This is a genomic window from Kitasatospora sp. NEAU-CNBT7, assembly GCF_057220535.1.
The window spans coordinates 201,785-219,495 of the sequence record NZ_JBXQQB010000011.1 but is presented as its reverse complement, the minus strand read 5'-3'; the positions used below and the strand labels follow the sequence as shown (position 1 = coordinate 219,495).

Genomic DNA, 17,711 nt, shown 5'->3' with positions numbered 1-17,711 from the left:
GCCAGCGAGGGCTGCGGCGGGCCCCGGTTTGCGGCACGGAGGTCGAGCTGTCGGCCGGACGGCTGCTCGGACGGCCTGCCGGCCGGCCAACTGGGCGGCAGGCCGGCAGGCCGGTAGGGCGGCCGGGTCCGTCGCAGGGAGTTGAACGGGAGTCGACAGAGCATCACCTCGGCCGGTGGGCCGGCAGCACGTCGGCCGAGGTGAGCTCGCTCGCCGTTGGGCCCCTCGGGGGCGGCGGGTCGGGGGTCCGGCCGTCCCGGGCAGGCTGGCCGTCGGGCGGTCGGCTCTCGGATGGGTGACTGTCGGGTGGATGGCTGTCAGGTGGGCGGTCGTCTGGTGGGTGGTCGATGGTGAGGGCGCCCTGGCGGTGAAGCCAACCGGCTAGCTCCGAGGCCCGCCTCGCCGACAGTTCCTCGCCCCAGGACGCGAGCAGGTCGTCGAGCCGCCGACCATTGCCGCCGATCGCGTCCAGTAGTGGGGCGAGTTCCACACCGTCGACGAAGGCCACCGGGCGTGGCAGGTCGGGATGGCTCAGTGCCCGACGGGGCTCCACCCGGTCACCGATGGCACACGGGGTGTCGACCAGTGCGGCCGCGGGGGCGAGCCGGACCCAGCTCTCAGGGACCGCTGGGCCGCGGGGCACCGGGGCGTCGGCCGCCCGCTCCGAGGCCGACGTCCCACCGGTCGCCGGTGTGGATTCCCGCCGCGGTGCGCCGCGGAGCAGCCAGAACGGCCGGTCCCGGTGGGTCCGGTGTTCGGCGTAGTGGCCGGCCGTCCACTGTGCGTGTTGCTGCACCGAGCGGCGCAGGCCGTCCCGGTAGAAGTCCACGGCCCCCTGCCGGTCATGCCCGGCCGTGAGCAGCGTGTGAACGGTCACGCTCGCGGCCATCGCGGTCTGCATCGCCTTGTCCACACCCGAGGAGGAGAGTGGGTCGAGCGCGAAGGCCGCCTCCCCGATCTTGATGCTGTCCTCGTCGACGGGGTCCGGATCGGCGAACGCGGTCGCGTCGCAGACCGAGACCGGCCCGGCCTGTCTGGCGCCCGCCAAGCCGTCCAGCAGAGCGGAACCGTGCAGCAACCCGCGGTAGCAGCCATCGAGGCCCGCCCGGCCGACCCCGAAGCGGCGCAGTATCCGCGGATCCATGAACACGACCGCCCGGAAGGACCCGTCCGGCCGCAGGGTGCCCCAGAACCAGGCATCCCGTTCGGCCAGGACCCGCGTCGGGGGACCCGGCCGCCGGGCGCCGTGCCAGAGGCCGTGCAGCGCGAGGGTGCGGGGCGCGGTGGGTTCCTTCCGTCCGCCGAGGGCGAAGCCGCGCCCGCTCGCGTCCACCAGGAAGCGGGCCCGCACCGTGGCGTCCCCGCCCGCCGCGCGCAGCGGCACCTCCCAGCCCGCCGACGTACGGCGGGCTCGACGGGCGGTGGCGGGTTGCAGTACCCGCGCCCCCGCTGACATCGCCGCGTCGAGCAGAATCCGGTCGAAGCGGCCCCGGTCCACGGTGAGACCGGCCACCCCTGGTGGCAGCCGGACCACCTCCGCCCGCTCGTCGCGCCACCGAACGAGGGATTCGGTGGCCGGGCGGAACCCGGCGGCCTGTACGGCGTGGCGCACCCCGAGCACCTCGAGGAGCGGCCAGCAGGCCGGGGTCAGCGCCTCGCCGATGTGCGGGCGCGGGAACCGATAGCGCTCGACCACGAGGACCTGGTGCCCGAGCTCGGCGAGCCGCTTGGCACAGACCGCCCCGGCCGGACCCGCGCCGATCACGCAGATCTCCGTCTCGACCGTGGCCCGCGGATTCACGGCTGCGCCCGGGGGGTGGGGGAGGGGCGGGATGCGCTGAACCGTGGGCTGTCTGGGCGTGTGCTGTCGGAGTGTGGGCTGTCGGTGTGCGGGGTGTCGGGGCGTGGGGTGCCGACGTGCGGCGTACCGGTGTGCGGGGTGTCGGAGCGTGGGTTGGAGGCGTGCGGTGGGTCGGCCGCGCCGAAGTAGTCGGGCCGCTGGGTGAGTAGTCGCTGGTAGGCGCCAAGGCAGTAGTGCAGCCACCCGCGGATGTAGTCGCAGGCGGGCCGGCCCCGTCGGATGACCTCGTGGTGGCAGCCGCCCCCGCACAGGTAGCGGGCCCAGCAGCTGCGGCAGGGCTCCTGCCGGTGGACATGGCGGTCCGTCAGCCATCTCAATCGGCGTGCCGGGTCGATACCCCGTGTCAGGTCGCCCATCGCACCCTCCGGATCGCCGACGAACCGGTGACAGGCCGCCAGCTCGCCTTCGGCCGACACCCCCAGGTATCCGGCGCCCGCGCCGCACGGATACGGCCGGTGAGTGCCCCGGTGGATTTCCCGCAGCGCGTTGGCCAGGTTGGCGAACGGGTAGCGATGGCCGGCAGCCACCTGGCGCTCGAACTCGGCCCCGCAAGCCGTCAGCTCGTCGAGCATCACCTCCAGTTCGGCGTGGCCCATCTCGCCGAGGCCGGTCGGCGAGTTGAGCAGTGGCGAGAACCCGACGCTGTGGAAGCCCAGGGAGACGAACGAGTCCAGGGTCCGCCGCAGCTCGAGGTTGCCCGGCGTGACCGTCACCCGGGCGGAGACCTGCATCCGGCGCTGGGCGGTGAGCAACGGGGTCACCCTGGCCAGGACCGTGTCGAAGCTGCCCCGGCCACTGCGGTACGGGCGCAGCAGGTCGTGTTCGCGGCGGCCGCCGTCCAGACTGACCGTCACCGCGAAGCCGTGCTCCTCGAAGAACTCGCCGTCCTCGGGGACCAGCACGGTGCCGTTGGTGGTCAGCGAGAAGGTGATCCTGGCTCCTCGCTCCCGGGCCAGCCGGACGGCTCGCTCGGTGGCCGCTCTGACCACCGGGCGGTTCAGCAGCGGCTCGCCGCCGAGGAAGGCGAGGTTCACCCGATCGCCAGGGACGGTGTCGCGCAGCAGGAGATCCACCGAGGAGAGCGCAGTCTCCAACGGCATGCTCGTGTCGGGGCCACCGAAGCCACCCTGCTGGGCATAGCAGTAGGTGCAGCCGAGATTGCACTTCTGCGCGACCGAGAGCGACAGAGCCCGCACCGGGGGCGGCGCTGGCGGGGCATCCTCCACCAGTTCGGGCACGGTTAGGCCGAGCTGGGTGAGCAGCTCTGTGGCGTCGGCCGAGTCCGCGCCGTGCCGGGCTCGGTCGAGCGCCTGGTAGGCGGCCTCGTCCAGGGTGTACACCCGGCTGCCGTTGACGGCCAGCAGCGCGTGGCCATGCTCGCTACGGACCAGGTGCAGGTCCGGGTGAACCGGCGCAGACAGCTCGAACAACTCCCGGGCCCGGTCGGGTGCGGCACACTCGGTGAGCGGCTGGTTCATGGTGGACCCCTTGCTCTTCGGCGGGGAACGGATGACGCGGGGGTGTGGCAGGGCCGGGATGCTCAGCCGTGACGGTGGTTGTGGTCGCGACCGTGGTCCTGGCCGTCGGCGGGATCGTGGTCCCGGCCGTCCACGATGAAGCGCAGATGTCGCTGCCAGTCCTGGAAGAGGTCCTCGTACGACAGCAGGCGGGAGTCCTCCCGGTCGTCCAGGACGTACTCCTTGGGCTCGCGGTCGACGGCGAGCCAGCTGTTTCCCACCGTGGTGCCGGCCGCGTCCACCTCGGTGTTGACGAAGTCGGGCCGGCTGGCGGCCCAGTAGTAGCAGGCGCATTCGCGGTAGTCGTTCTGCCAGGGGGAGCAGAGGCCGCGGGTCAGCTCCCCGGGCTGCACCATCTCCCGGTCGATCACCGGGAGAGGTCCGCCCGCCACCGTGCTGAACGCGAACAGCGGCCGGACCACCAGGTCCACCACCTCCAACCGGTCGGCCTCGTCGTCCTTCGCGGGGAGACCCACCGGGAGCGGTGCCTCAGCCGTGGTGAACTCGCACTTCACCGCGCGGCCGGCGTACTCCTTCAGCACCGCCGCAAGGGAGTTGGACCACTCCATGGTCACGACCCCGTCCGGGTTGCCGGCCGACGTGAGTCGGCCGGGCGGGTCCTCGTGCGGCCGCTGGGGGCCGCGGACGGGTACCACCGTCGGTTCCCCGGCGACCCGGAGCAGTCGGCGGCCTTTCAGCCGGGCGTGCTCGCCGGAGGCGGCCACCACGTAGTTGTCCGCCTCATGGAGCTCGATGCCCTCGAACAGCCGACGCCAGACGTTGCGGAAGTCGAACTCCAGCCCGGGGAAGGCGTTGGAGATCGCCGACTCCGGGAGCGAACTCGGTGGGTTGCCGTCCGGCCGGTAGTGCAACTGGGCGGTCAGGTTGGTGGGGTCGATCCTCATGGTCCGCGGTGCTCCTTTCCATTCCTGTCCGGTCCGTGACCGGTTCGGCCTGCCGGGCCGGAAACGCTGCCGCCGTGTGCGCGACTGTCCCGATCGCGTGCCGCCGGTCAGGGGCCGGACGGTTCGGAGGCGAAGACGTCCCGTCTGGCGACCTTGCGGATGAGGTCCACCTGGCGGCGGGTCAGGGCGAGCGCCCTGCCGTCCGCGCCGCGCATCAGGGCGGGCATCCTGCGCCGGCCCTTGGCGGAGAGATCGCCGATCTCGTTGTGGTTGCGCAGGACATCTGCGAACCAGGGGGCGGTACCGCTTCGCAGCCCGGTGAGGATCGCCCGGTGGAGGTGGAGCAGGGCGGCGTTGTCGACCAGCGAAGGCGCCATGACGGGCTCGAACCGCCGCCCGGTGTCGGCGGTGTCCTGCCGGACCATGGTGCTCGCGACGTCGGTCCGGCCGTTCACCGTGTTGCCGTTCATGACTGCCGTGTTCATCAGCCGGACCGACTCCAGGGCCCGGCGGATGATCTCCTCGGCCTGCGCCCGGCCCTCCAGCCCCGCCTCGATGTCCGTGGCCTCCGGCCCGAACATCGCCTGGTCCAGCTCGTCCGCGACAGTGCGGACGGGGAAGCTGTCCGGCGCGTACGACGGGGGGCCGGCGCCGATCCGCGCGTAGGCACGCAGCGGGTCGGCCCTGCCGGGGAGGTGGAGCTCGACGTGGACCAGGCCGTCGCACTCGTCGTCCAAGTAGCCACTGCTGCGCCATCTGCCGTCGTCGTCCCAGCCCCAATAGATGTTGGCGGGGACGGTCAGGGACGGGTCGCCCTCGCGGTCGAAGTGGCCCAGCCAGCTGCCCAGGTTGGCGTTGTAGAGGATTCCCGCGAGGTTCGGGTCGGGCGCCTCCTGGGGCAGCTGCGGGTCCTGGGCGCTGGAGCCGTAGACGAGACCCGCGGCCGGGGTGAAGCGCAGCCGGATCCCCGGGAACGCCTCGGTCGGCCTGAGGTAGCGGACGGCACCGAGCGGGAGCGTCCGACCTGCCCAGAAGTTGGGGCAGGTGCCCTCGAGGCGGTGGACGCCGTGGTCGGAGAAGGCGGGCACCACCGCGTCGATCCGGTCGCGGTCGTCCCCGGTACGGCGGTGGATCTTGTGGTTGGCCACCTCGGCACTCCACCGGACGTCCCGAGGGGTCAGGCCGTGCTCGGTGAGCAGACCGGTGGTGAGCGGCTCCAGCATCCCCTCGGTGTCGGTGAGCGCCCAGACCTCCAGGAAGGGGGCGACCGGCCGGACCTGGCCGTCGACGGTGAAACGTACTGTCGCCGGCACGGCGTCCGAGCTGATCCCGCCGGTGTCCGGGTCCACGACGAAGGTCCTGGCCGGTTGGATCCGGCGGGCCGCGAGTGGCTGCTCGGGGTCCACCGTCACCTCGTAGTTGTCCATCGGTTCGGCGGCGGCGCCGAGCCGGCCGACCGCGAGCGGCGGGAGGATCCGCAGTTCCAGGATGGTCATGCTCGCTCCAGGTCGCTGGTCCGCCGGGGTCGCGGGTGCCCGCTGCGGCCGGTCGGCCGGATGGCCGAGATCGGCGGCGACGGCGAGGACGGTGTCGACGGCGAGGACGGCGTATCGGTCTCACGCATGGCAGGGCCCTCTCCCGGCCAGCACTCGCTCGATCAGCTCCAACGCCCGCCGGTCGCCGTCCGCGACGGCCACCAGGTAGGGGACCCCGCTGTCGGCGGCGGGGAGTGCGTCCCGCAGGTCGCGGACGGCGAGCTGCGACGCCTGGACGAGATCGCGTTGGAGCAGCCACCGGTTGCGGTCGGGCTCCGGAAGGTCGAGGGTGTACGGCATCTCGAACGGCGGCCCGGCGCGCAGGCTCCCCGATCGGCCCTGACCCGATGGGCCGTGATCGGCCACCGGGAGGCGGACCAGGGCCCCGGCGATGGCGCGGAGGTTGTACATCTCCCCGAAGGCGCGGTGGATCAGGATGCCGCGGGCGGTCAGTGCTCCGGCGTGGTCGAGCGGGCCGGACAGGCGGAATGCATGCGCGATGGAGACCAGCAGCATGCGGTAGCGCAGGTTGAACAGGTGGCCCCAGCGCAGGGCGACCGGGTCGGTGATCTCGCGGCTGATGTGCTTCCGGTGTGCGGCGGGATCGGCCTCGGCGCGGTCCGTCCCGGCGGCGGTCGGCGCCGCGAACCGGGCGGCGTCGTCCTTGAGCCGGTGCGAGGTCCGTGGATTGTCCGCCAGCCTCCGCGAGATCCTCTCCCGGTCCTCCTCGGGTTCGGCGGCCATCTCCTGGTAGATCGTCAGGAAGCGGCGGAAGTGCGAGGTCTCGTCCTGGCCGTCGTCCTTGAGGTCGTCCAGCGCCTCGCCCTGCTCGCCGATCTGCCGCAGGGCCGAGAGGGCGGAGTCTCGCGAATGCACGCCGAGGATGAGGAGTTCGGGCGCCTCGAGCTCGGGCACGTTCCCCGAGTCCCGCCCGCGCTCGCCCCGGGTGTAGCCGCGCCCCCACTCGTCCCAGTCCGCCTGGAACGGCAGGGTGGCGGCCTGGAAGTCGGAGTCCGGGATGAGCGCGCGGTCGCCGAGCACGGCCACCAGCCGACGGTACAGCGCACCGACCTGGTTGACCTCCTGCCCGGCCTCGACCCCCGCCAGCCGCTTGATCTCATCGGCTTCGTCGCCCGCCCATCCCGGCGGGCTCTCGGCGCAGATGTACGTGGCGAGCGAGGCCGGGGTGAGGCGGCGAAGGGTGAACGGGAACGGGTAGAACTCCGTCCCCCAGGGGTAGTCCTCGCGGTCCAGGTTGATCGGCGCGCCGAGCGCCGTGAGCAGGTTCTGCACCGTCAGGAAGTGGCCCATCTCCTCTTTGGCGATGCCGAGGATGATCTCCTGCCAGCGCCGGACCTGCGCGCGCAGCCGGTCGGGAACGTCCGGGCCGCCCAGCGAGTACGCGGCGAAGAGGTACTGCACCATCAGAGAGTGCTCGATCTCTGCGGCGATGTGCAGGAGCATCACGGTGTAGTCCCGCCAGTTGAACTCCGGCGGCAGTAGCGGGATCCGGTCGGCCGCGCCGGTGGTCCCGGCCTCCGCCGTACGGACTTCCGCGGTGGCGGCGGCGGGGTCGGGGACAGAGGCGGGGGCGGGGACAGAGGCGGGGGCGGTCGGGAGCGGGGTCAGGGTGTCCGGCGCGGGCGCCCCTCCGACGATTCCTCCCGGCGCCGAAGGCGGGACGGCGAGCAGCTCCGGGAGCACGGAGCCCAGGTGTCTGGTGATCCTCGACCGCATGGGAACCCTCCGGCTGTCCGACGGACCGTCACGCGTGGTGACCTCGCGGAGCAACCCTGACCGGGCGGTTCGTTCACTGTCTAGTCGCGCCACCTGTTCGGCGGGGTGCGCGAATCCCGGCGGGGGAGTGCGAAGTGTGCCCGTTCGCGCCCCTGTTCGTTCGCGCCCCAGTTCGCAACCGGCTCAGCTGTGCCATTGGACGCCCGGAGGTTAGGAGGCAGGACATAGGAGGCAGGACACAGAACGAAGGGGGGCAGGCGGAAGGAGGAAGGAGCTGGGCGCAGGAGGGCAGGAGAGCGGGCGGATCGTCAGGACTTGTGGGTGTCCCGAGGAAGGTGGAACTCGCACCACACGCTCTTGCCGGTTCCGCGCGGTTCGACTCCCCAGGTCGCCGCCAGCGCCTCGACCAGCATCAGTCCGCGGCCGGAGGTGGCCGTCTCGCCGGGGGCCCGCCGGTGGGGCAGCTCGCTGGAACGGTCCTGGATCTCCAGGCGGATCCGGCGGGCGGGCCGGGTGAGCAGTTCGACGGTGAGGATCGCGCCGCCGTCCGTGTGCACCAGGGCGTTGGTGAGCAGTTCACCGGCGGCGAGTTCGATGTCGGGGCCCAGCCCGGCTGCGCCCCAGGCGGCGAGCGCCTGCCGGAGCATGGTCCGGGTCTCCGCCAGTCCCTCCGGGTCGGCCTGGTGGACGTGCTGGATCATCTGCCGCTCGGCGTGCGCCCCCGGAACGGCGGCCCGGCAGAGCAGCAGCAGCGCCATGTCGTCGTCCTGGCCGGTCCGGGCGAGCAGTTCGGTGCAGAGGTGGTCGGCGAGTTTCTCCAGGTCGGGCGGCCCGGAGTGGACCGCGGCGGCGAGCGCCTGAAGGCCCTCGGAGATGTCCTGGCCGCGGTGCTCGACCAGGCCGTCGGTGCACATCAGCAGGGTGTCCGAGGGGTTGAGGTCGAGGCGGGTCTCGGGGTACTCGTCATGGCCGAGCACCGTGGCCACCCCGAGTGGCAGCCCGCCGCGGACCGCCGGCCAGCTGGTCCGGCCGCTGGCATGCCGGATCAGGGGTTCGAGGTGACCGGCGCGGACCAGCCGCAGGGTACCGGTCTCGAGGTCGGCCTCGGCGTAGATGCAGGTGGCGGACCGCTCGGTGTCGAGATCCGCGAGGAAGCGGGAGACCCGCGAGATCACCGTCGCGGGGGCGTGACCCTCGGCGGCGTAGGCGCGCAGCGCGATCCGCAGCTGGCCCATGATCGCGGCGGCGTGGCTGTCGTGGCCCTCGACGTCACCGACCACCACCGCGACCCGGCGGCGGGGCAGCGGCACCAGGTCGTACCAGTCGCCGCCGACCTCGCGCCCGGTCCGCCCGGCCCGGTAGCGGGCGGAGACCGACCCGCCGCCGATCTTCGGCAGGCGGCGCGGCAGCATGGTGTTCTGCAGTGTGGTGGCGAACTCGCGCTCCTGGTCGAACAGCATGGCCCGCTGCAGGGACTGGGCCACGGCGCTGCCCAGGGCGATGCAGATGTTGCGGTCCTCGGTGCTGAAGCGGCGCCGGTCCCCGTAGTACAGCCCGAGCGCGCCGATCGACCTGGCCTGGGCGGCGAGCGGGAGGAAGGCGGCGGCGCGGATGCCCATCTGTTCGACGTACGGCAGCAGCCGCGGGTACCGGTCGACCAGCTCCTGCTCCGAACCGATGAACACCGGCCGCCGGCTACGGACGGCCTCCGCCAGCCCGAGCCTGTCCTCCACCCGCGTCACGGAGAGGTCGTCGAGCGCCCTGAGCTCGGGGGAGGGCTGCTTGGTGACCGCGACCAGCCGTAGCACATCGCCGTCGAGCAGGCCCAGGGCCAGGCCGTCGGCGCCGAACCGCCGCAGGCCCTCGCTGTCGGTGAGCACGCTGGTGACGTCCCGGACGGTCAGCGCCCGGGCGAGCGCCTCGGTGGTGTTGCGCACCGAGTCGGTCTGGCGGCGGCGGTCCGCCGCGAGGGTGCGCATCGCCGCGGCGTGCGCCAGCTCCTCCTCGGCGTCGCGGACGATTCCGACGATGCGGTAGGCGTGACCCTGCTCGTCGCGCAGGATCCGGCCCTGGGTGTGCGCCCAGCCCGGAGTGCCGTCCCGGCGGAGCAACCGGAAGTAGGTGGCGAAGGTGAGGTCGCCCTGGCGCAGCGCGCGGGAGACGGCCTCGTCCAGCCGGGCACCGTCCTCGGCCGGCACCCGGGCGACGAGCGAGGCGGGCTTGCCGTCGAACTCCTGCGGGGTCAGGTCGAACAGCCGCAGGCCGATCTCGTCGAGGTGGTACACGCCGGTGTCGAGGTCCCAGTCGAAGCTGCCCATGCCGTTGAGGGCGAGCCGGTCCGTCGCCGCGGTGGGGGCTCCCTCTGCGGTGGAGGTCACGGCGGTGGCGGGTGACGGGTGCGAGACGCGGGGGTCGTAGCCGTCCCTGGAGGACGCGGCAGGTTCCGCCATGGCGGCTCCCCGGGGGAGTGGTGGTGCGGGGACCGTTCCGCGGGTCGTGGCGGATGGGGCCGGGCCCACCGCCGCACGGCCCTTGTACGAGGCCGGTCCTGATCGCCGGGAAAAATCCCGGCCAGTCTATCCATCGGGCGTGGTCGCCGCATGGCTGTCCGGTGCTGTGCGCGCGGCGCCGGATCGGCCCGGTCGGGCGCTGGATGTGCGGTGACGGGTGGGTACGGGCGGTGGCGGCCGCGTGCCTGCGGCGTGGCGTGCTTCCGGAGGGCCCCAGGGCGGCAGGGCCCCAGAGCCGCAGGACGCCCCCGCCGGACGGGTCGGCCGGGCGGGGAGTCCGGCGCGGCCGCCGGGGTGAATGCCGGGGTGAGCCGTCCGGCCGACCGATGGCTCAGCCGGTCGGGCGCCAGCCCCAGTAACCGGGGGAGTGGGGCGGCGGGTCGGTGGGGCCCGCGTCCTGGCAGCAGGCCCGGTGGCAGTCGGGGGCGTCCGCCGCGCCGGGATCCTCCTCGGGGTCGGTCACATAGGTGGTGCTGGTGGCGATCCGCTGCGGCCTCGCTCGCTGTTCGTCCACGGATGATCCCGTCCCTATGGGTGGAGTCCTCTGACTGGCAGAGGCTGACACTACCTACTGTAGCTGACCGTGTACATGTCGAAGTCTGGCCGGGGTCCTCTGGTCGGGACCGGGCCGCGCCCCTCCGCCTGCCGCCGGACCACCGAGCGAAGGGATGGCGGAGAAGGCCTCGGAGTCGCCGCGCCCGAGCCGCCCAGGGCTACGGCCGCCCCGGGTTCGGGCGGCCTACCCTGGCGGGGAGCCGGATCGACCTGGAGGTGGTGCGGGTGGCGAGTCGCGGACTCCCGGATGTGCCGAGTGTGCTGGAGCGCTGAGGCCGACGCCGTCGCCGGCACCGTGGTCGCGGCGCTCGGGGTCGCCTGCCTCGCCAGGGTCCGCGACCCTCGTCAGGTCCCGCTGGCGGTGCTGCCGCTGCTGCTCGGCCTCCACCAGCTGATCGAGGCGGCGGTCTGGCTGGGCGCCGACGGCCGGATCGGGCCGTCCGCCGCAGCCGCGGCCCGCGTCGCCTGGATGGTGATCGCACTACCGCTGCTGCCGGTCCTGGTGTCCGCCGGCGTCTGGTGTGCGGCCCGCCCGCGGACCGCACTCCAGCTCTTTCTGGTCGGCGTCGGATGCGCCGTCTCGGTGGCATCGGCGATTGCACTGGCCACCCGTCCGGTCACGGTACGGGTCGACGGGCATGTGCTCGCCTACGCGCTCGGGGTGCCCGGCGCGGGCCTGCTGCTGGTGGGCTACCTGGCGGCCACGGTGGGAGCGCTGCTGGCCTCCGGCGACCGGCTGCTGCGCCTGCTGGGGGTGCTGGTCGGGTTCGGGGCCGTGGTGTGCGCGCTGGTGTGGCGGCTGGCGTTCGTCTCGACCTGGTGTGCGTTGGCCGCGGTGGCCGCGCTGGTGCTGCTGCGCTGGGTCCGCGACGTGCGGCCGGGTGCGTTGCCGGCCCGCGAACGGCTCTGAGCGGGTCCGGCCAGCTCTGAACGAGGCCGGTCCGTGGCCAGGACGGCCCCGGAGGCCCGAGGCCAGGGGGTGGCCCCGGACTGGTGGGTGCTCGCCTGCGGCCTCGGTGTGGTCGAGCGGCCGCGTGACCGGGCGGCATGGCCGCCGTGGGCCGCTCCCACCGGTCCCGGTTGACCGGCCAGTCGGCCCGGGACGCGCGCCCGCTTCAAACGCGAGCGGCCCATCCTGGAAGCGGATGGACCGTCAAGTGGTCACCGCCGGTGCCGTCAACACATCCGCGACAGAACCGCGGCGGCACCCGCCGCCGCGACGCTCGTCGGCCAGGGGCCGCTTGCCGGAGCCCCCTCGGCGCAAGCCGTTCCGGCGGGACGTACGAGCCACCGGATCGAGTGGTGCGGGGCTTCTCGAGCAAGGGGCGCACGTCAGTTGTGCGCCCCCGGCGCATGGCCGAGACGAGGCTTCACCTGGGACCGAACCGGTGTGTGAGACCCCGGAAACGACGGTAGGGATTGCGACGGTACGCAGACGATCCGGTGCTCCCCGCGCCGGGAGAAGGCGGAGGACGATCGATGATCACGCTGGACGAACCGGGCCCTGGCCACGCCACCGCGACGGGATGCCCGACCACGCCGGCCCCAGGGGTCGCCGCACTGAACGGTCCCGATCAGGCGTCACCCCGCCATGTCGGAGCGCGACTTCGGACACTCATGTCCGCCGGCCCGCGACCCGAAGGCCGGGCATCCGGTGCGGCAACTGGCAGTCACCCGTGGCTGACCGGCGAGCCGCCCCGTGGAGGAGGACAGGTCGTGCCCCCCGCGCCGAGCGCCTGCCAGCCGAGCGCCTGCCACCTGGGCGGGCACGGACACGACCACGTGCACGGGCACGGACGTGGGCACGGACACGGACACGAGCACGTGCACGGGCACGGACCTGGGCACGGACATAGAAACGGGCATGGTCACGGACGCGGACGCGGACACGGTCACGAATGCGGATGCAGGTACGCCGCACGACCGCCCGTACGAAGTCGACGCGCACCGAGGAGGGGAGGCGGCTGCCCGCCCAGCGGGCCCGGGTCGTCGGGGGCGTGCGGCCCTCGGCCCCCGCCGGTTGCCGCGCACAACCCGCCCCCCGCGCATCCCGGGCAGGTCCCGGTCCGTTCGGCCGGTGATCGGCCCGGATCGGTCAGAACCGGCCCGGACCGGGCGGGTGGAGCGGAGGTCTGCCCGGCCGGCGGCTGCCCCGGTGGCGTTCTCCCGTGCGGATGCTCCGTGGTCTGACCGAGTCCCGGCCGACCTCTGACCGATCGTCATCATCGGGCCCGTCTGCGGGCGCCGGGCGGAAAGGTCCCGCTAATGCCGTGCCAAGGCCGTGTGAAGGTTCCCCACGAAAGCTGAAAGGAGGGCATGGTGGAACGCCGGTAGGACATAATGGTTTGCGGCGCTCGACGGGTCCATGACAGGCGATGCTCTGCCTACGACCCGCCGCATCTCCGCAGGTGAGTCCTCGGCATGACAAGACGGATAATTCCAGGCCTTGTTGAGGCAGTGTCAGGATGATCCGAAGAACCGGCTATGCTGCTCCCGGCCCAGCGTGCTGCACCAATGGCACCTGCTCGGCACGGTCGCACCCGGGACCCGGGTCGGGCGACACCTCCGTCGGCCGAGCTGCTGACGGCCCGTTTCGCTCGTCGTTCCATAACCTTTCGATCGTTTGAGGACGCTGATGCTTCGTGCTGGATCGTCACCCGGAGACCGGCGCCCAGCTCCGGTTCTCGGTTGGCTCCTTCCCACGGCGGTAGTGGTGGCGGCCGCGGCCGTCGCGACGTCGGTGGTCGACCCTGCGGCACGGACCGCCGTCGCCCTGTGCGGCGCGGTGGCCACGCTGGCGGTGGCGCTGGTGGCGGCCGAGGCCGCCCGGCGCGGCCGTGCACTGGCCGCGCTGCGCGACACCGGCCGCCGCCAGGAGACCGAGCTGCGTCAGCGGCTGGCCCAGCAGGAGGCGCAGACCGCCCAGTTGGCAGCCTCGCTGCTGCCGCAGGCGGTGGCGCGGCTCCAGCAGGGCGAGTTCGTCGAGGACGTGCTCAGGGGCGCCGAGCTGTACGACGGCTCGGTCACCCCGGAGTTCCAGGCCGCCCGGCAGGCGGTGCTGCGCTCGGTGCTCGAGGCGGTCGACGCCGAGGAGGGCCTGCGCGAGTCCGCCCAGCGGGCGTTCGTGAACATCGCCCGCCGGGTGCAGGCCATCGTGCACCGTCAGGCGCAGGACCTGCGCGAGATGGAGGACCGGCACGGCAACGACCCGGCGGTCTTCGAGGACCTGCTCCAACTCGACCACGGCAACGCGCTGGTGGGCCGCCTGGCGGACTCCATCGCGGTGCTCGGCGGTGCTCGTCCGGGCCGTCAGTGGAGCCGTCCGGTGCCGCTCTACAGCGTGCTGCGCGGCGCCGTCTCGCGGATCCTCGACTACCAGCGGGTCGACCTGCACCCGGTGTCCGAGGTCGCCGTGGTGGGCCCGGCCGTCGAGCCGCTGATCCACGCGCTGGCCGAGCTGCTCGACAACGCGACCCGCTACTCGCCGCCGCAGACCCGGGTGCACCTGACCGCGGTCGAGGTGCAGACCGGCATCGCCGTCGAGATCGAGGACGGCGGCCTGAGCCTGAGCGAGGAGGGCAGGGCCCGCGCCGAGCGGATGCTCAAGGAGGCGCAGGCCGGCATCGACCTGAACGACCTCGGTGAGACGCCCCGGCTGGGTCTCGCGGTGGTCGGCCGGCTCGCCCAGGCGTACGGCTTCCAGGTCTCGCTGCGGCCGTCGGCCTACGGCGGTGTGCGGGCGGTGCTGATCGTGCCGCAGGAACTGATCACCACCGCGCCGGCGACCGGGCGGGCGCACGGTATCGGTGCCGCTTCCGGCCCCCGTCCGGCCGTGGCGGCCGCCGCCCCGGCGCCTGCCAGGGTGGCCGGTCCCCGCCACGCCGCCGTTCCCGCACTGTCGGGCGAGGAGGAGACGTTCGAGGTGAGCGAGCGGACCGCCAACGGGCTGCCGCAGCGCCGCCGCCGCAGCGCCCCCGGTGCCGTCGTGGCCGGCCCCGCCCCGGTGGCCGTCGTCGCCCCGCGGGCCGCCGAGCCGGATGCCGGTGCGACGCAGCCCGGTATGTGGTTGGCCGCCTTCCAGAGCGGGGTGAACGGCCAGGGGCCGGACACCGTGCCGGTGGGCCGAGAAAGTGACCAGTCGTCAGGTAAGGGTGAGCAGTGATTCAGCAGCGGGCCAACATGGACTGGATGCTCAAGGATCTGGCGGACAGCGTCCCGCAGACGCGGCACGTGGTGGTGCTCTCCTCGGACGGCCTGCGGATGGCGCAGTACGGCACCGACACCGACACCGCCGACCGTCTGGCGGCGGCCTGCGCCGGGCTGCAGAGCCTGGCGGGCGCGGTCGCCACCGAGTTCCCGCACGGGGACGGCCGGATGCGGCTGGTGGTGATCGAGATGGGCGGCGGCTTCTTCTACCTGATGGCGGCGGGCGCCCGGGCGTACCTCGCGGTGCTGGCCGACGAGGGGGTCGACGCGGGCCTGATGGGTCAGCGGATGCGCGACCTGGTGGCCCGGATCGGCGGCCATCTGAGCACCCCGCCGCGCAACGGCGAGCAGGACGCATGAGTGACCCGGACCAGGAGTGGGACGAGGGTGACCCCGAGCGGCTGTACGTCATCACCAGGGGCCGCGGAGGCTTATCCCAGCGGGCGGCGCTCGACCTGGTCACCCTGATCGTCGCGCGTGCCGAGCCGCATCCGTCCATGCAGCCCGAGCACGCGGCGATCCTGCGGATGTGCCACTACCCGCTGTCCGTCGCGGAGGTCTCCGCGTACCTGAGGCTGCCGATGAGCGCGACCACCGTGCTGATCGCCGACCTGCTGGCGGACAAGCGGGTGGAGGCACGCGCCCCCGTTCCCAAGGCCCTTCTTCCCGACCGTGCCCTGATTGAGGCGGTGATGCATGGACTTCAAAAGCTCTGACACGGTCGTCGCCCCGGGCCCGTTCGCGGGGCCGCGGAGCGAGGACATACTCCCCGCCTCGGCCGCCACCGCCGTCAAGGTGGTCATCGTGGGCGGGTTCGGGGTCGGCAAGACGACCCTGGTCGGTGCCGTCAGCGAGATCCGTCCGCTGACCACCGAGGAGACGATGACGCAGGCCGGTGCCGACGTCGACGACAACGCGGGTGTCGAGCGGAAGACCGCGACCACGGTCGCGATGGACTTCGGCCGGATCAGCATCAACGACGAGCTGGTGCTGTACCTCTTCGGTACCCCTGGCCAGCAGCGCTTCTGGTTCCTGTGGAACGGCCTGTTCGAGGGTGCGCTCGGCGCCGTCGTGCTGGTCGACACCCGTCGCCTCGAGGTCAGCTTCGACGTGATCGGGCGCCTGGAGGAGCGCGGCGTGCCGTTCGTGGTGGCCGTCAACACCTTCCCGGAGTCGCCCTCCTACCCCGTCGAGGAGCTCCGCGCCGCACTGGACCTGCCGGCCGAGGTGCCGATAGTCGGTTGCGACGCCCGCAGACGTGAGTCCGGACGCGACGTCCTGATGTCACTGATGCGCTACCTCTACTCGCTCACCAATCCGGAGAGACCGTGACCTCCCCAGTCCCTGCCGACCACGCCCTCACCCCGCCCCCCGGGTGCCCGGCGCACGGCCTCGGCCCCGACGGCATACGCAGGCTGTACGGCCCCGAGGCCGAGGCCGACCCGTCCGGCCTGTACGAGAAGCTGCGGGCCGAGCACGGCCCGGTCGCTCCCGTCCTGCTCCACGGTGACCTGCCCGCGTGGCTGGTGCTGGGGCACCGGGAGAACCTGGATGTGGCGCGTACGCCGTCCCGGTTCTCCCGGGACTCCCGCCGCTGGACGGCGTTCCAGCACAACCAGGTGGCGCCGGACTCCCCGCTGCTGCCGATGGTCGGCTGGCAGCCGCTGTGCGTCTTCGCGGACGGTGCCGAGCACAAGCGGCTGCGCGGCGCGGTCACCGACAGCCTGGAGATGTTCGACCGGCGCGGGGTCCGGCGCCATGTCACCCGTTTCGCCGGCCAGCTGATCGACGGCTTCGCGGCGGCCGGGTCGGCGGACCTGGTCAGCCAGTTCGCCGAGCACCTGCCGATGCTGGTGATGACCCAGCTGCTCGGGATGCCCGAGGAGTACGGTCCGCGCCTGGTGGAGGCGGCCCGGGACCTCATGAAGGGCACCGAGACCGCGGTCGCCAGCAACGAGTACGTGGTGGCGACGCTGCGTCAGCTGGTCCAGCGCAAGCACACCGCGCCCGGCGCCGACCTGCCGTCCTGGCTGCTGCACCACGAGGCCGGACTGGACGACGAGGAGGTGATGGAGCACCTGCGGCTGATCCTGGTGGCCGCGAACGAGACCACGGTCAACCTGATCGCGGACACCCTGCGGATGGTGCTCACCGACCGTCGGTTCCGAGCCAATCTGTCGGGCGGTCACATGACCCTGCCGGACGCACTGGACCAGGTGCTGTGGGACTCGCCGCCGCTGTCGGCCGTCCCCGGCCGCTGGGCCACCGGAGACACCGAGCTGGGCGGCCGCCGGATCCGGGCCGGCGACATGCTGCTGCTGGGCCTGGCGGCGGGCAACGTGGACCCGCAGATCCGTCCGGATCTCGACGAGCCGCTGTACGGCAACCGCTCGCACCTGGCGTTCAGCAGTGGTCCGCACGAGTGCCCGGGCCAGGACGTCGGCCGGGCCATCGCCGAGGCCGGGATCGATACTCTGCTGGCCCGGCTGCCGGACCTGCGGCTGGCCGTGGCCGAGGACGAACTGCGGTGGAACTCGGCCTGGTTGTCGCGCCACCTGGCCGACCTGCCGGTCGAGTTCTCCGCCCGCCGGCCGAAGGCCGCTCCGGCCGCGCCCCCCGTGGAGCCGGCCACCGTGGAGCCCGCCGTCCCGGCGCCGGGCGCGCCGATGGGCCAGTGGCAGTCCGGGGGGCAGTTCGGGGCGCCGTTCGAGGCACAGTCCATGACCGACGGTCGGGCGACGGCTCCTCAGGAGCCGCGCCGGCACTGGTGGAGCGTGCTCACCGCCAGGCTGCGGGGCCGCTGACCGGACCGGCCCCCGTACCTGCTGGTAGCAGCGGGTACGGGGGTCGTGATCCAGCCAACCCGTTGGCAGGTTCTGGTCAAT

13 protein-coding genes are annotated in these 17,711 nt (G+C 73.0%); 6 read left to right on the top strand and 7 right to left on the bottom strand.

The features are described from left to right. Positions 1 to 163 precede the first annotated feature (163 nt). From qhpG to AC2TEW_RS17510, 7 genes are all read right to left on the bottom strand, one after another. Positions 164 to 1,801, bottom strand: coding sequence for a flavin-dependent monooxygenase QhpG (gene qhpG / locus AC2TEW_RS17540; RefSeq protein WP_484624282.1), 1,638 nt, complete (start codon positions 1,799 to 1,801; stop codon positions 164 to 166). Further along, complete coding sequence (locus AC2TEW_RS17535) at positions 1,798 to 3,339, bottom strand: radical SAM protein (protein ID WP_484624281.1); 1,542 nt, start codon at positions 3,337 to 3,339, stop codon at positions 1,798 to 1,800. Before AC2TEW_RS17535 ends, qhpG begins: the two co-directional genes overlap by 4 nt. Positions 3,340 to 3,401: 62 nt before the next feature. Then, positions 3,402 to 4,283, bottom strand: a complete 882-nt coding sequence (locus AC2TEW_RS17530; RefSeq protein WP_484624280.1) for a hypothetical protein — start codon at positions 4,281 to 4,283, stop codon at positions 3,402 to 3,404. Positions 4,284 to 4,390: 107 nt separating this feature from the next. Continuing rightward, positions 4,391 to 5,779 carry a hypothetical protein gene (locus AC2TEW_RS17525; RefSeq protein ID WP_484624279.1) on the bottom strand — a complete coding sequence of 463 codons (1,389 nt, stop codon included), beginning with the start codon at positions 5,777 to 5,779 and terminating at the stop codon, positions 4,391 to 4,393. A gap of 120 nt (positions 5,780 to 5,899) precedes the next feature. Continuing rightward, entirely contained in the window at positions 5,900 to 7,555 is a 1,656-nt protein-coding gene (locus AC2TEW_RS17520) for a ferritin-like domain-containing protein (RefSeq protein WP_484624278.1), read from the bottom strand. A gap of 308 nt (positions 7,556 to 7,863) precedes the next feature. Further along, on the bottom strand, positions 7,864 to 10,005 hold the full coding sequence (locus AC2TEW_RS17515) for a SpoIIE family protein phosphatase (RefSeq protein ID WP_484624277.1): 2,142 nt from the start codon (positions 10,003 to 10,005) through the stop codon (positions 7,864 to 7,866). Positions 10,006 to 10,396: 391 nt separating this feature from the next. Beyond that, complete coding sequence (locus AC2TEW_RS17510) at positions 10,397 to 10,579, bottom strand: hypothetical protein (RefSeq protein WP_033821531.1); 183 nt, start codon at positions 10,577 to 10,579, stop codon at positions 10,397 to 10,399. 297 nt (positions 10,580 to 10,876) lie between these two features. On the opposite strand from AC2TEW_RS17510, the gene AC2TEW_RS17505 reads away from it, so the two are divergent. The 6 genes from AC2TEW_RS17505 to AC2TEW_RS17480 all read left to right on the top strand — a co-directional run bounded on the left by AC2TEW_RS17505 (position 10,877) and on the right by AC2TEW_RS17480 (position 17,630). Next, complete coding sequence (locus tag AC2TEW_RS17505) at positions 10,877 to 11,530, top strand: DUF6629 family protein (protein WP_484624276.1); 654 nt, start codon at positions 10,877 to 10,879, stop codon at positions 11,528 to 11,530. A 1,725-nt stretch (positions 11,531 to 13,255) separates the two neighbouring features. Beyond that, on the top strand, positions 13,256 to 14,782 hold the full coding sequence (locus AC2TEW_RS17500; protein ID WP_484624275.1) for a sensor histidine kinase: 1,527 nt from the start codon (positions 13,256 to 13,258) through the stop codon (positions 14,780 to 14,782). Further along, positions 14,779 to 15,186, top strand: coding sequence for a roadblock/LC7 domain-containing protein (locus AC2TEW_RS17495; protein WP_033821528.1), 408 nt, complete (start codon positions 14,779 to 14,781; stop codon positions 15,184 to 15,186). Before AC2TEW_RS17500 ends, AC2TEW_RS17495 begins: the two co-directional genes overlap by 4 nt. Next, positions 15,183 to 15,542, top strand: a complete 360-nt coding sequence (locus AC2TEW_RS17490) for a DUF742 domain-containing protein (RefSeq protein ID WP_033821527.1) — start codon at positions 15,183 to 15,185, stop codon at positions 15,540 to 15,542. Before AC2TEW_RS17495 ends, AC2TEW_RS17490 begins: the two co-directional genes overlap by 4 nt. After that, positions 15,523 to 16,158, top strand: coding sequence for a GTP-binding protein (locus AC2TEW_RS17485; RefSeq protein ID WP_033821526.1), 636 nt, complete (start codon positions 15,523 to 15,525; stop codon positions 16,156 to 16,158). The genes AC2TEW_RS17490 and AC2TEW_RS17485 overlap by 20 nt, the downstream gene beginning before the upstream one ends. After that, positions 16,155 to 17,630 carry a cytochrome P450 gene (locus tag AC2TEW_RS17480; RefSeq protein WP_484624274.1) on the top strand — a complete coding sequence of 492 codons (1,476 nt, stop codon included), beginning with the start codon at positions 16,155 to 16,157 and terminating at the stop codon, positions 17,628 to 17,630. The genes AC2TEW_RS17485 and AC2TEW_RS17480 overlap by 4 nt, the downstream gene beginning before the upstream one ends. Positions 17,631 to 17,711: the final 81 nt, after the last annotated feature.

Bases quoted from the DNA above. Each gene is read 5' to 3' on its own strand.
- AC2TEW_RS17535 (WP_484624281.1), bottom strand. From the start codon at position 3,339: ATGAACCAGCCGCTCACCGAGTGTGCCGCACCCGACCGGGCCCGGGAG.
- AC2TEW_RS17530 (WP_484624280.1), bottom strand. From the start codon at position 4,283: ATGAGGATCGACCCCACCAACCTGACCGCCCAGTTGCACTACCGGCCG.
- AC2TEW_RS17525 (WP_484624279.1), bottom strand. From the start codon at position 5,779: ATGACCATCCTGGAACTGCGGATCCTCCCGCCGCTCGCGGTCGGCCGG.
- AC2TEW_RS17520 (WP_484624278.1), bottom strand. From the start codon at position 7,555: ATGCGGTCGAGGATCACCAGACACCTGGGCTCCGTGCTCCCGGAGCTG.
- AC2TEW_RS17515 (WP_484624277.1), bottom strand. From the start codon at position 10,005: ATGGCGGAACCTGCCGCGTCCTCCAGGGACGGCTACGACCCCCGCGTC.
- AC2TEW_RS17500 (WP_484624275.1), top strand. From the start codon at position 13,256: ATGCTTCGTGCTGGATCGTCACCCGGAGACCGGCGCCCAGCTCCGGTT.
- AC2TEW_RS17490 (WP_033821527.1), top strand. From the start codon at position 15,183: ATGAGTGACCCGGACCAGGAGTGGGACGAGGGTGACCCCGAGCGGCTG.
- AC2TEW_RS17485 (WP_033821526.1), top strand. From the start codon at position 15,523: ATGGACTTCAAAAGCTCTGACACGGTCGTCGCCCCGGGCCCGTTCGCG.